The organism is Acinetobacter kyonggiensis (assembly GCF_900107285.1).
Lineage (GTDB): Bacteria > Pseudomonadota > Gammaproteobacteria > Pseudomonadales > Moraxellaceae > Acinetobacter > Acinetobacter kyonggiensis.
Window position 1 is genome coordinate 1 of the sequence record NZ_FNPK01000043.1, and the last position, 12749, is coordinate 12749.

The window sequence follows — 12749 nt, forward strand, 5'->3', positions numbered from 1 at the left end:
CATTCGTGCTGCGTAGTCTGCGTCGCGATGTTTACAATCAGATGAAAATAAGCGGCCAAAAGCATTTATTTTTTCAGGCTGAAATGGGTATACCTGATCTATTTGGTTGATGCCACGCTTGCTGCATTTCATTGAGTATGGATTTCAAAATCAGTCGGCTGAATTGATCTATTTTTGAGGAAATATTTAGCCTTGCAACTTAGTCTCTGTACAGAGTTTTGCTATAGTAAGGACAATTTAGAAGCAACATTAGGAATATGTTATGTCAGCAGCTCCACGCATTGGTGTATTGGGTGCAGGCGGTCGTATGGGACGCATCCTTATTCAGGCCGTTCATGAGGCCGGTTATCAACTTGCAGCCGCAGTTGAACGCCCTGAAAGTAGCTTGATTGGTGCAGATGCCGGCGAGCTTGCAGGTATTGGTGCTGTGGGTGTCAAGGTGGTGGGTCAGCTACAAGATGTCTTAAAAGACTGCGATGTGGTGGTTGATTTTACTGCGCCAGTGGCGACTCAACAGCATTTAAAATTGTGCCGTGAAGCGGGTGTTGCAATTGTGATTGGCACCACTGGGATGGACGATGAACAAAAAGCATTCCTGAATGAAAGTGCAACGCAAACGCCTGTAGTGTATGCAGCGAACTATTCAGTGGGTGTAAATGTATCGATTAAACTTTTAGAACTAGCCTCTAAAGTCTTTGGCGACACGGTTGATATTGAAGTGATTGAAGCGCATCACCGACATAAAGTCGATGCACCATCAGGTACTGCACTGATGATGGGTGAAGCGATTGCAGGGGCTTTGGGGCGTGATCTTAAAGAAGATGCCGTGTATTGCCGTGAAGGTCATACGGGTCCGCGTGAGCGCAAAAGCATTGGTTTCCAAACCATTCGTGGAGGTGACATTGTTGGCGAGCATACCGCAATGTTTATTGCAGATGGTGAGCGTGTTGAAATTACCCACAAAGCCACCAATCGCATGAACTTTGCTGCGGGTGCAATACGCGCTGCTGCATGGGTGGTTGGCCGTGAAGCACGTAAATATGACATGAAGGATGTACTTGGTTTTAATGATATTCAAGTATAAAAATTCAGCAAAATCATTTACAACAATACAACAAAATTAAAATAAGAAGTTCAATGGAATGAAAAAAGTGATCTTGATGACTTGTGCTGTAGCAATGTTTGCTACAGCACAAGCTAAACCGCTTGATAATGCTAAGCTCAGTATGAATAAAAACAATATTAAAGTTTGGACCTATCAAAATAGTCAAAACCCCGTCTTTTTATACAAAGCTGAAACCATCTACGACACACCTTTAGAAAAAGCCGTTGGGCTGATTTTAGATGTCGATCATGCGGTGCAATGGGTGCCGTATATGGGCAGCGTCAAAGTCCTGTCACGTGATGATAAAAAAGGCGAATTTTTGTTGTATATGGTGCTCGACTTTCCTTTTCCATTAAAAGACCGTGATTTAGTGGTACAAGGTAAAATAGTCAAAGATGCTCAGGGCGTGATTAGCATTAAAAATAAAGCCATCGATAAAGGCTATGCCAAAAATCCAGATTATGTCCGTTTGACCCATTATGAAGGGGATTGGAGCTTTCAAAAACTAGCCAATAATAAAGTTAAAGTCTCAACCTATGGCTATGCCAATCCTGAAGGTTCAATTCCTTTAACCTTTGTGAATATGTTTGTGCAACAACAACCGTATCAGATGCTCCAGAAAATGAAGCTGGAATTGGCGCAACGGAGCAGCATTCCTGCTTTGCCCGAAGCTTTGCGTTAAGGTTAAAATGAATAAAAGTCCGCAGATTGCGGACTTTTATTCACCACCATGCGATCAGCATTGTTGATAGTGCAATGCTTTTTGCGCGGCCAGTTTCATTTGAATCAGCAGCAAAACAAGCGCAAGCAGACTCAGTCCCGCTCCGGCAAATGAAACAGCGCTATAGCTCAGCCCCATATTGAGCACACTGGCACCTGCAATCGCACCCAAAGCATTACCTAAGTTAAATGCACCCACATTCACTGAAGAAGCGAGACTCGGTGCATCATGGGCGACCGACATGACGCGCATTTGCAGGGGCGGAACGACTGCAAAAGCCGCTGCACCCCAAATGATTAAGGCCAGTGCAGCACCAATGCTGGTGCTGGCGAATAGTGGGAACAGCAACATCATCACCATCAGCAGCAGTAAAAAACCGATCAAGGTTTTATCTAAGGACCGATCGGCACATTTTCCACCCAAGTAATTTCCAATTGAAAAACCTAGACCAATGAAAACTAACATCAGCGTAATTTGTGCGGGTGAAGCATGCATAAAGGCTTTTAAACTGGGCGCAATATAGCTGTATAACGCGAACATGGCTCCTGCACTCATCACCGTGGTCAATAATGCCAAGACAACGGGCAAACGGGTTAAGACTTTAAGCTCTTGTTTGATATTGGGCCGATGACTGGCTGTACCTTCAGGTAAGGCTTTCCACAGTGCAAACATGGTGATGAGGCCCAATAGAGAGATCCCCAAAAAAGACATGCGCCAACCCAGATGTTGTCCAACCCAAGTGGCGATGGGAACACCACCAATATTGGCAATGGTCAGTCCCATAAACATCATGGCGACAGCACTGGATTGTTTATCTTTGGGTACAACACTGGCAGCCACCACTGAACCAATACCGAAGAATGCGCCGTGGTTTAAACTGGTGATAATTCGTGCACCCATCAGTCCCAAATAACTTGGTGCGAGCATGGCCAAAATATTGCCAATGCTAAAAATAGCCATCAATAAAATTAAGGATTGACGTTTTGGGTAACGACTTAGCCACAAGGTCATGAGGGGTGCAGCCAACATCACCCCCAAAGCATAAGCACTAATCAGCATGCCAGCGCGTGGGATGGAAATATTAAAATCTTGAGCGATTTCGGGCAAAAAGCCCATCGGGGAAAACTCAGTGGTGCCAATGGCAAAGGCACCAATGGCAAGCGCCAGTAACGGGAAATTAATTTTCATCACTGGGCCTTCATTGCATAGCGCTGCAACTTTTGCTGTATTTTCATCAATTTGTGCAGTATTCCAACGCAGTAACTGATTACAAATTTTGTCTTAATGGCATTAATCACCATTTGTCCAGCACAGTGAAATGTCATAACACCCGATTGGGGAACCCTCATGCTTGACTCAATCTTTCGTTTTTTAAGATCGGGTTATTTTGATGATTTTATTGTTGCTAAAAAATGCGCTAATTTGCAAAATATTATTGACTAGAAATCAATAAATGGATGGAAGATGAAATCGACCATTGAAGAATTACATGCTTTTGTCACGATTGTGGATAGTGGCTCGATTGTGATGGCCGCAGAGCGTTTAGCACAAACCACATCAGGGGTGAGCCGTGCTTTACAACGCCTTGAGAATAAGTTGCATGTGACCTTACTGGAACGCACCACGCGTAAATTGAAACTCACGCAAGAGGGACAATTGTTTTTAGATCGAGCACGCAAAATTTTAAATGATTTAACCGAAGCAGAAGATGCATTATTAAAATCCGATACCGATACCGCTGGGTTGATTCGAGTCGATTCAGCGACACCTTTTGTCCTGCATGTGATCGTGCCATTGATGCGCGAATTTATGCAGCTTTATCCCAAGATTGAAATTGAATTGAACAGTAATGATCAAATTATCGATTTGTTGGAACATAAAACGGATGTTGCCATTCGCTTTGGGCAGCTAAATGATTCAAGTTTACATGCCAAATTATTATGTAAAAGTCATTTGTATATTGTCGCCAGTCCTGAATATTTAGAAAATTATGGCTATCCGAAAAGACCGAGCGATATTTTAAAGCATGCGCAAATTGGCTTTAGCAAAGTGGATCATTTAAATACTTGGCCCATTCGTGTCAATGGAGAACAGCTGACGGTTCAGCCCAAAATTAAAGCATCCAATGGTGAAACTGTACGTCAAATGGCATTGGATGGTTTAGGCATCACCTGTTTGTCTGCTTTTTTAGTGCAGCAAGATCTTCAACAAAACCGACTGGTTGCTTTATTCGAAGATCAAATTGAGCGATATGAACAGAGCATCCATGCTGTCTACTATCAACAAGAACATTTGCCAAAGCGTGTCCGTTTATTTATTGAGTTTTTAGTACAAAAGCTGTCAAATTATCCATCGTTTTCTGTGGCAGCAGCTCTAAACTGAGCAAGGTTTGAATTTCTTGCTGTTTATGATTGAGCAATTTTAATTCAAAATGTTGTGCAGAGCTTTGACTGCATTGAAAGTTTAAATCCTGCTGTTGAGGCATAAGGGTTCGCATCTCATGGTCTGAACTGACGTGATATTGGTACAGACGTTGTGCGGATGTTTGGTGCAATGTCGGTTGCATATGCTGCAATTGGTATTGCCCCAGTTGCTGGGTTTTTAAAAACCCTTCAATTAAAGATTTACATACAAAGTGCTGTTTTTGTGCCAAGGCATTGCTCGCTTGAGGTTGGCAAGCCATTAGTAAAAAACTGATACTCAAGATGGCTGTACTGCATTGTATTATTTTCATGGATGACTCCTTTTTATGCTGATGGACGGTAAATGCAGCATAAATCTGTTATCTTGATAGATACAGATACACAGAATGCTAAAAAATGAGTACAGATGTATGACATTTCAATATCAAATTTTGGCAGAACAAATTGCCGATAAAATTCAGCAAGGTGAATTACAAGCAGGGCAACGCTTAATTTCGCTGCGGCAATGTGCCGAGCAGCAAAATGTCAGCATCAATACCGTCAAAAATTGTTATGAATTATTAGAAGCGCAAGGGCTGATCTTTGTGAAAAACAAGTCGGGCTATTTCGTCAGTGCGAAAAAATCGCTGGTACAGCACACTCAGCGTCCGACTCATCCCGATTTTCAATCTCAGCCTAGGGATGTGTCTAATTTAGAGTTACAAATTGAGATTCAACAAGACTCGATCAATAATAAATTGATTCATTTGGGCGCGATTCAAATCTCGCCTAATTTGGTTCCCGTCGAAGCTTTGCGCCGTTCCATTCAGCGAGCTTTAAAGCATAGTAAGCCTGAAGATTTTTTATATAGTGATAAGCAAGGTCATATTCGCCTACGAGAAGCGTTATCTGAACATTGGGCAGAAGATGGTTTTTATATTGCGAAGAATGATATTTATATCAGCAATGGTTGCATGCCTGCATTGTCGGTGATAATTCAAAGTCTGACCGAAATGGGCGATAGCATTATTGTACCCACGCCTAATTTTAATGGTCAGTTGCAACTTTTGGCGGTTTTAAAGCGCAAAATTGTAGAAATTCCAGCGGATACCAATGGATTTGATTTAGACCGTTTAGAGCAAGCCATGCAAAGCACGGGCGCAAAAGCCTGTTTGCTGACGGCAAATTTTCAAAATCCCTTGGGTTTTAGTTTAAGTAATGCACAGAAAGAAAAAATTGCACAGTTAGCCAGTCGCTACCAATGTTATGTGATTGAAGATGATATTTATGCCGAATGCAGTTTTAGTTTAAAACGACCCCTACCGATTAAATATTGGGATCAACAAGGCTATGTGATTTTCTGTGGATCGGTGTCTAAATCATTGTCTACCGCCTATCGAGTGGGCTGGTTTTGTATCCCGCAACGATTACAACATTTACGCGCTCAGTTGCTGATGCAGAATGTGGCGGTCAATACGCCGCTGCAATTGGGTCTTGCCGACTTAATTTATAGTCGTGCTTATCGTGAGCATTTAACCACGCTGAAACCGATTCTTGTGGCACAGGTTGAACAGTATCGACAATTCATCATTACTGCTTTTCATCAGGTGGATATTGGTTTAAATCAACCCAGTGGGGGCTATGCGTTCTGGATTCAATTGCCTGAGCAAATTGATGGTTTAGAAATGTATCATTTTGCGCAACAGCAGGGGATTAACATTGTACCCGGTGAGGTCTTTGGTGAAGATGGACGCTATAAGAATTGTATTCGCTTAAATGCAGGGCATGAATTGTCAGATGAAATTCGTGATGCAATTGTGCTCTTGGCGGATTGGACTAGAGAACAATTAACGTCGGCGCATGTTGCTTAAATTTCCCAGAAAAAATTATGCTACGGCTTGACGGATTTGGCTTGATCGCATCCTTAGTTGAAGTGTTTTAGTTAAAGGTTTGGTCTGTGCCGAATTCAAAGCCACAACGTACTTTGTGGCTTTGAATATCATGGCGTACGTCTTAGATCAAAGGAATCCTCTTTGATTAAAAATCAGCTTTTAACACAATTCGGTAACGGGCTTTGCCAGAATGCAAATGTTGCAGTGCCGCATTTAATTGTGACATCGGAAAGACTTCAATTTGCGGTGCAATATTTTTACGTGCTGCAAATTTTAATAATTGCCGTAACGCAGCAGGTGAACCGGTGGGTGAGCCTGTAATGGATTTCGAACCGCCAATTAAACTGCCGGCATTAATTTTCAGGGGTTCAAGCACTAAGCCTAACATATGAACCTTGCCGTTCGGTGCCAGTGTACTAATAAAGGCAGGCCAATTGAGCGTGACATTGACCGTGCTAAGCAGTAAATCAAATTTGCCACGTTGTGTTTTGATGGCCTCAAGATCACGGCTATTGACCACATGGTCTGCACCCATGGCTTTAAGCTCATCCGTTTTATCTAAACTTGAGGTAAATGCGGTAATTTCACAGCCCCAAGCTTTAAGGAGTTTAATCGCCATATGCCCTAAACCACCAATCCCAATCACGCCTACATGGTGAGTCGCTTGAATTTGATGTTTTAACAGTGGGTCGAATACGGTAATGCCTCCGCAGAGTAGTGGACCTGCACTTTCTGCATCCAAATCTTCAGGTAAAGGAATTATCCATTGCCAGCCAGCACGTACTTTGTCGGCAAAACCACCGGCATGCCCGACAATCGTTGCGGTTGAACCGCCTGTACAAAGGACTTGTTGTCCTGAAATACACGGATCACAGTACTGACAACTTTCTGCTGTCCAGCCAATGCCAACACGTTGACCCACTTTTAGCCCTTTGGCTTCTGAACCTAGTTGCGTGATGATGCCAATAATTTCATGTCCTGCAACCACAGGATAAACCGAAGAATTCCATTCATTATTAATCACTGAAACATCAGAATGGCATAAACCACAGTATTCAACTTTGACTTCGACTTGGTGGGCTTGTAATTCTCCGGCATCAAACTGATAGGGTTCAAGTGCTGCACCCGCTTGCATGGCGGCATAGGCATGGATGATGTTGTCATTCATGGTGGAATCCTTTTATTCTTGTGGTGAAGTATTAATTTGATTTAAATGCACAGGTATTTTCATGATCATCGACCATACCCACCGCCTGCATAAAGGCATAACAGGTGGTTGGTCCAACAAATTTAAAACCGTGATTTTTTAACGCTTTTGACAGGCTTTGGCTGATGTCGGTTTGAGCAGGTGCTTGTCGATAATCAGCAACATCATTGTGGATGCTTTGCTGTTCGACAAAACTCCATAACCAGTGGCTGACATCAATCTGTTGTTGTTTTAAATGTTGCCAAGCAATGGCATTGTCACGGATGGCTTTAAGCTTGCCAATATGTCGAATTAAGCCAGCATCTTGTAGCATGTGTTCTAATTTGAGATCACTAAATTGGGCAATCTCTGCAATCGAATATTGAAAAAAATGCTGTCGATAACTGTCACGCTTTTTCAGCACGGTAATCCACGACAAACCCGCTTGTTGTCCTTCTAAGCAGAGCATTTCAAATAAATGGCCTTCATCATGAACAGCTTTTCCCCATTCATGATCATGGTAAGCCATATAAAGCGGATCGTTAGAGCACCAACCACAGCGTTGTAACGACATTTTTTATGCTCCTGAAGTGACTTTGAAGTGACTTAAAGTTTAAATTCAGCCCACTGATCTTGTTGATTATCCCAATAAAATAGTTCAGCTTGCGGTAAATCTGTGAATTGAATCCACATATCTTTTCCCGCTTTTTCTGCAAAGCCTGTGCTAATCAAAAGCGCTTGTTCAGTGATTTCCATCACCCAGCCTTGATGGCTTTGTCCAGCCAAAACAATTTTTTGTTGATTGCCTGATTCAGCAAATTCGACCAAACGATTGATCAGCGCTTCTGACATGAATAGTTCCTAAAAATTAACGTAAATAAGGATAGGGGTTGACCACACCACGCCCTTTACCATCGAGGTAAATGCCATAGTGTAAATGTGGTGCAGTATGACGTGCATTGCCGGTATTACCAACATAACCAATCAGATCACCTTTTTTGACATAATCCCCGACATTTAAGCCACGTTTGTGCTCATCAAGATGAGCATAATAATGCCAAGTTCCAGCAGGCCCCATAATCCAAACCACTTTACCACCCAAATTGTTATTGCGTAAGTCAGCAATGAGGCCTTCTGTGGCACTGAACACTTTTGTTCCACGTGGAGCCATAATGTCAATGCCTTCATGTTTGCGTCCGTGACTCCGCGCGGCAGCCCACGTATCACGTAATTGTTTGGCTTTTATATTGTGCACGGGAATAGGCAATGACGATTTTAACTGCATATTTTTTAGCTTTTGCACTTGGTCAAGGGGAAGCGCTGTCGTGGCGGGTTTTTTAGGTGTTGAGGTACATGCTGCAATCCAGAGGATGCTCAACCCCAATAATAATGTCGAAATAAAACGCAGCACTGTTGATCCTTTTTTCATTCTAATAGGCGTGAAAATTCTTTGAATCGCAGTGCCTGACTATGTCATAAACGAAGGGCAGAGATCAATTTTTTCATGGCTGTGGGAATTCCGATTTCTGTTGCAATTTGTGTCGCGAGCCATGTGCCATTTAATTCAATCGCCAGATGTTCCTGTTGGTCAGCAGCGACCTCAAAGCAGATGGCTTCAAGTTGCCAAGTGAAATGGGTAAAGCTATGGCTAATTTCAGTGCGTTGAATGACTTTTTTCAGTCCTAACGCTTGGCACTGTGTTGCAAATTCGGCGGGATTTTCAATAATCGGTAAACACCATAAACCGCCCCATAAGCCACTATTCGGACGTTGTTGCCATAACCATTGTTGATTCGATTGAATCACTAACACCTGTGCTGATTTGATCGGTACGGCTTTTTTCGGTTTTTTAAACGGTAGCTCTGTTTCCAAGCCTTGTTGATGGGCTTTGCAGTGTTGTTGCATTGGGCAATATAAGCACAGCGGTTTTTTCGGTGTGCAGACCGTGGCACCTAAGTCCATAATTGCTTGGGTATAATCATGATTACGTTCAGTCGGGCACAACGTTTCAGCCAATTGCCACATGGCACGTTCATGGACGGGTTTAGACAGGTCATCTTCAATGGCAAAAAAACGTGCCAGAACCCGTTTCACATTGCCATCCATAATCACGCCATATTGACGCAGCCCCAGTGACATCAATGCGCCACCCGTTGAGGGGCCAATTCCGGGAAGCTCAATCCATTGTTCCAATGTGCTGGGGAAGTGTCCTTGTTGGCTGACGATACCCGCAGCTTTATGCAAATTGCGTGCTCGTGCGTAATAGCCCAGTCCAGCCCAATAAGGCGCAACATCGTCCCAGCTGGCTTGCCCTAAAGCTTCAACGCTTGGGAATCGGGAGATAAAGCGTTCAAAATATTGCAGCACTGTTTTAACTTGAGTTTGCTGTAACATAATTTCAGACACCCAAACCTGATAGGGATCATCGATCACTTGCCATGGCAAGTCATGGCGACCATGAACATCGAACCAAGCAAGAAGGGCTTCGGCAAAAGAAAACTGTGACATACGAACCGCATATTTGGAATAGATGATTGACATACTCCCACCACTTTCACATTCGCTCAAGTGGGGTATTCTAAAAGCATAAGCTATTAGGCGACTTCCTCACGGATTTCGCTAGTTTTCTGTATCGTAGGGCGACCTTTACCGCATCCTCCCTCCGCAGACAAAACGGCATGTCCTGCCGATAATATGTTACGTGCAGCATTAAAGTCTGCATTCGCAACATAACCACAATCGACACACTCAAACTTGGCTTGAGTCTGTCGATTTTCTTTCGCTACATGACCACACTTGCAGTATGTTTGGCTGGTGTACTGTGGATTGACCTTAACCAGTAATCCACCGTTCCAGTACTGCTTGTACTCAAGCATATTGATTAACATCGACCACCCTTGATCTAGGATTGATTTGTTTAAGCCAGACTTGGCTTTCACATTTCGACCTTTCTGCTCTAAAGTACCGCTTGCTGACCTAGACATATTTGCTACTTTTAAGTCCTCAACTACGATCATTGCGTGGCTTTTGCTGAGTGTTGTGGTGACTTTATGCAAGTAGTCATGTCTGATATTGGCAATGTGGCTGTGCAGTTTCTGAATCTTACGATTTTGCTTTTTCCAGTTTTCACTAAATTTAATTTTCTTTGCTAGTTTGCGTTGCAACTTGGCAAGTTTGAACTGATTGGTTTTAAAGCTGTTCTTTGGCGTGATGTGCTGATCGTTTGATGTAGCAATCAGTTTGGTGATTCCCATATCCAAGCCTAGCGCACTTTTGGATGGGTGAATGGGGCTTTCCAATGACTCTTTTTCAGTGCCAAATGAAACGTACCAATGTCCGGATTTTCTGCTGATGGTGACGTTTTTGATTCTGCCTAGAACTTCTTGTGACTTTCTGAATTTAACCAAGCCGATACCATTTGGCAATTTCACACGATTTCCATCAATACAGCAATATTTGTCAAATTGTACCAAACGGATCGAATCAAAACCCTCTGATTTGCGTTTAAATCTTGGCATTAATGGGCGTAACTGGATTTCAGTACCATCATCCAATTTAAAGAATTTGGGTTTTTTAGGTTTGCGCTTATTTTCTTTTAAATGTGCATGTGCTTTAGGATCAAAGAATTTAGACCAAGCAGATGCAAGGTCACGAACTTTTTGTTGTAGCGATACTGCATTGGAGCTTGTGGCTAAAAAAGCATACTCAGGATTCTTTTTAAGATCGGTGATTTTATTAACAAGATTAGTTGCATTAATAAATTTATCTTTAGCAAACATCTCAAATGACACAGCCAATATTTGATTCCAAACAAAACGTGCAGAGCCTACAAGGTTATTCAAAATAACCTCTTGCTCCGCATTCGGCTCAAGCCTGAATTTATACACCTTATTGATCTTCATTTATTGAAACTTAATTAAATACAATTGGTTGAGATAAGTATTACATCATGGTGAGTGAATAAAATTAAGGTGAAATCTTGCGAAATTCATCTCTTGAGAAGCATGGCTTCGTAAGATCGGGTGGAGTTCTCTTTCGCTTTTAGATAGTATAGCGAAAACTGTGCAGCATTACGGTTGCAACAAGACATAAAAAATGATGCCGCAGCATCATTTTTGAATGGGTTTTGAGTCGAATATGTTTATTCGCTCAGCATACCCCAGCGTTCATCTAGCTTTAAGCTTTGGCCTTCATAGCGTGGGATAATATGCAGGTGTAAGTGCTCAGATGCTTCACCAAAAACCTTTCCATCATTAAATCCAATATGGAAGCCTGAGGGTTGATGGCGCAGTTGCAGTTCATTGCGCGCAAGCTCAAGCAAAGACATTAAGCTTTTACGTTCTTTGTCCGTGATATCAAAAAAAGAACTCACATGGCGTAGCGGGACAATGACACAATGACCTTTAGATAATGCATTTGGCTCGGGTAAAATTACACCAAAGTCATTTTTATCAATGATGTCATATTCATCAAAGTTGCAATATGGGCAGTTGTTTTCAGTCATTGTTGTATCCTCTTCAAAAATATAGTTTTTAAAATATTCATGTCATTGGATCGGTCAATATAGCATAACTAGATTGACCTCGTTGTTATTCGCCCAGTCGGTTTTTGAATAACGCATACATGGCAGCTAAACCTTTTTGTTCTGCATCGATGTTATAGCCCAGATCAACACCATTGGCTTTAGCACGTTCATCTGCAAGGGGATTACTAAAACCATGCTTCGCATCTTCAAAAATAATCACTTCATGTTCCACCTGAGCGGCATACATTTCTTCTTTAAAGCGCGCAACATCATCTAAGCTCACCATGCTGTCGAGTTCTCCGTGAAGAACCAAAATCTCAGCTTTAACGGTTCCCGGTTGAGCAGGTGCTTTCGGAGTCAATGTGCCATGGAAAGTGACCACTGCGTGTAAAGGCGCACCAGAACGTGCCAGATCAAGCACCACTTTACCACCATAGCAGAAGCCTACTGCTGCCAGTTTATCTGCATTTACTTCTTCTTGCGCTGCTAATGCTGCTAAACCCGCAGACGCACGAGTCACAATCGTTTCAGGGTCATTAAAGGTTTGCATCATCCATTCACTGGCTTGTGGGACATTGGTGGTTACTTTTTTATCACCATACATATCAATGGCGAGGGCTGCATAGCCATGTTCAGCAAGTTCACGCGCACGTTGCTCAGTGTACTCATTTCGTCCCCACCACTCAGGTGCGACAATCACCCCCGCGACAGGTTTTTCTGATTCAGGTGCTGCAAAATAGCCGATTAAAGTTGTTCCATCTTGGGCCGTGTATTGGATTTCGCTAGTTTTGATGCTGAGCGCCATTTATTTTATCCTTATCTGTTGTATTCAGTGAAAAATATACGAATTAAAATATCGAAATTGACTTCTTTACTGGTTGTGCAAGATTGATCTATTTTGACTTTACACTATTCTAA

Annotated in this window: 14 protein-coding genes; 4 read left to right on the plus strand and 10 right to left on the minus strand. The window is 42.5% G+C overall.

The annotated features are described in order from the left end of the window. Positions 1-262: 262 nt before the first annotated feature. Positions 263-1084, plus strand: a complete 822-nt coding sequence (gene dapB, locus BLV99_RS17085) for a 4-hydroxy-tetrahydrodipicolinate reductase (protein WP_074945916.1) — start codon at positions 263-265, stop codon at positions 1082-1084. Between the two features lie 58 nt (positions 1085-1142). Then, positions 1143-1787, plus strand: a complete 645-nt coding sequence (locus BLV99_RS17090) for an START domain-containing protein (RefSeq protein ID WP_092692854.1) — start codon at positions 1143-1145, stop codon at positions 1785-1787. A 54-nt stretch (positions 1788-1841) separates the two neighbouring features. On the opposite strand, the gene BLV99_RS17095 is transcribed toward BLV99_RS17090, so the two are convergent. Continuing rightward, the gene (locus BLV99_RS17095) at positions 1842-3014 is read right to left on the minus strand and encodes an MFS transporter (RefSeq protein WP_092692857.1); all 1173 of its coding nucleotides are present in this window, start codon (positions 3012-3014) and stop codon (positions 1842-1844) included. Positions 3015-3290: 276 nt separating this feature from the next. On the opposite strand from BLV99_RS17095, the gene BLV99_RS17100 reads away from it, so the two are divergent. Beyond that, positions 3291-4208, plus strand: a complete 918-nt coding sequence (locus tag BLV99_RS17100) for a LysR family transcriptional regulator (protein WP_092692860.1) — start codon at positions 3291-3293, stop codon at positions 4206-4208. Here BLV99_RS17100 and BLV99_RS17105 read toward each other — a convergent pair. Continuing rightward, entirely contained in the window at positions 4141-4560 is a 420-nt protein-coding gene (locus BLV99_RS17105) for a hypothetical protein (protein ID WP_092692863.1), read from the minus strand. The two genes, BLV99_RS17100 and BLV99_RS17105, sit on opposite strands and share 68 nt — an antisense overlap. Positions 4561-4659: 99 nt before the next feature. On the opposite strand from BLV99_RS17105, the gene BLV99_RS17110 reads away from it, so the two are divergent. Next, positions 4660-6099 carry an aminotransferase-like domain-containing protein gene (locus tag BLV99_RS17110; RefSeq protein WP_092692866.1) on the plus strand — a complete coding sequence of 480 codons (1440 nt, stop codon included), beginning with the start codon at positions 4660-4662 and terminating at the stop codon, positions 6097-6099. A gap of 166 nt (positions 6100-6265) precedes the next feature. Here BLV99_RS17110 and ahr read toward each other — a convergent pair whose 3' ends face one another. The 8 genes from ahr to BLV99_RS17150 form a co-directional block, all read right to left on the minus strand. Beyond that, positions 6266-7288, minus strand: coding sequence for an NADPH-dependent aldehyde reductase Ahr (ahr, locus tag BLV99_RS17115; protein WP_092692868.1), 1023 nt, complete (start codon positions 7286-7288; stop codon positions 6266-6268). A 31-nt stretch (positions 7289-7319) separates the two neighbouring features. Next, entirely contained in the window at positions 7320-7880 is a 561-nt protein-coding gene (locus tag BLV99_RS17120) for a DNA-3-methyladenine glycosylase I (protein ID WP_092692870.1), read from the minus strand. Positions 7881-7912: 32 nt separating this feature from the next. After that, complete coding sequence (locus BLV99_RS17125) at positions 7913-8158, minus strand: hypothetical protein (protein WP_004649681.1); 246 nt, start codon at positions 8156-8158, stop codon at positions 7913-7915. 16 nt (positions 8159-8174) lie between these two features. Then, positions 8175-8717: a M23 family metallopeptidase gene (locus BLV99_RS17130; protein ID WP_092692881.1), complete on the minus strand. Its 543-nt coding sequence runs from the start codon at positions 8715-8717 to the stop codon at positions 8175-8177. Between the two features lie 62 nt (positions 8718-8779). Continuing rightward, positions 8780-9814: an A/G-specific adenine glycosylase gene (mutY, locus tag BLV99_RS17135; protein ID WP_092692872.1), complete on the minus strand. Its 1035-nt coding sequence runs from the start codon at positions 9812-9814 to the stop codon at positions 8780-8782. 86 nt (positions 9815-9900) lie between these two features. Continuing rightward, on the minus strand, positions 9901-11208 hold the full coding sequence (locus BLV99_RS17140) for an RNA-guided endonuclease InsQ/TnpB family protein (RefSeq protein WP_092692875.1): 1308 nt from the start codon (positions 11206-11208) through the stop codon (positions 9901-9903). Positions 11209-11447: 239 nt separating this feature from the next. After that, on the minus strand, positions 11448-11810 hold the full coding sequence (locus BLV99_RS17145; RefSeq protein WP_004649678.1) for an HIT family protein: 363 nt from the start codon (positions 11808-11810) through the stop codon (positions 11448-11450). An 85-nt stretch (positions 11811-11895) separates the two neighbouring features. After that, on the minus strand, positions 11896-12636 hold the full coding sequence (locus tag BLV99_RS17150; protein WP_092692878.1) for a dienelactone hydrolase family protein: 741 nt from the start codon (positions 12634-12636) through the stop codon (positions 11896-11898). Between the last annotated feature and the right edge of the window lie 113 nt (positions 12637-12749).

Bases quoted from the DNA above. Each gene is read 5' to 3' on its own strand.
- dapB (WP_074945916.1), top strand. From the start codon at position 263: ATGTCAGCAGCTCCACGCATTGGTGTATTGGGTGCAGGCGGTCGTATG.
- BLV99_RS17090 (WP_092692854.1), top strand. From the start codon at position 1,143: ATGAAAAAAGTGATCTTGATGACTTGTGCTGTAGCAATGTTTGCTACA.
- BLV99_RS17095 (WP_092692857.1), bottom strand. From the start codon at position 3,014: ATGAAAATTAATTTCCCGTTACTGGCGCTTGCCATTGGTGCCTTTGCC.
- BLV99_RS17100 (WP_092692860.1), top strand. From the start codon at position 3,291: ATGAAATCGACCATTGAAGAATTACATGCTTTTGTCACGATTGTGGAT.
- BLV99_RS17105 (WP_092692863.1), bottom strand. From the start codon at position 4,560: ATGAAAATAATACAATGCAGTACAGCCATCTTGAGTATCAGTTTTTTA.
- BLV99_RS17110 (WP_092692866.1), top strand. From the start codon at position 4,660: ATGACATTTCAATATCAAATTTTGGCAGAACAAATTGCCGATAAAATT.
- ahr (WP_092692868.1), bottom strand. From the start codon at position 7,288: ATGAATGACAACATCATCCATGCCTATGCCGCCATGCAAGCGGGTGCA.
- BLV99_RS17120 (WP_092692870.1), bottom strand. From the start codon at position 7,880: ATGTCGTTACAACGCTGTGGTTGGTGCTCTAACGATCCGCTTTATATG.
- BLV99_RS17125 (WP_004649681.1), bottom strand. From the start codon at position 8,158: ATGTCAGAAGCGCTGATCAATCGTTTGGTCGAATTTGCTGAATCAGGC.
- mutY (WP_092692872.1), bottom strand. From the start codon at position 9,814: ATGTCACAGTTTTCTTTTGCCGAAGCCCTTCTTGCTTGGTTCGATGTT.
- BLV99_RS17140 (WP_092692875.1), bottom strand. From the start codon at position 11,208: ATGAAGATCAATAAGGTGTATAAATTCAGGCTTGAGCCGAATGCGGAG.
- BLV99_RS17145 (WP_004649678.1), bottom strand. From the start codon at position 11,810: ATGACTGAAAACAACTGCCCATATTGCAACTTTGATGAATATGACATC.
- BLV99_RS17150 (WP_092692878.1), bottom strand. From the start codon at position 12,636: ATGGCGCTCAGCATCAAAACTAGCGAAATCCAATACACGGCCCAAGAT.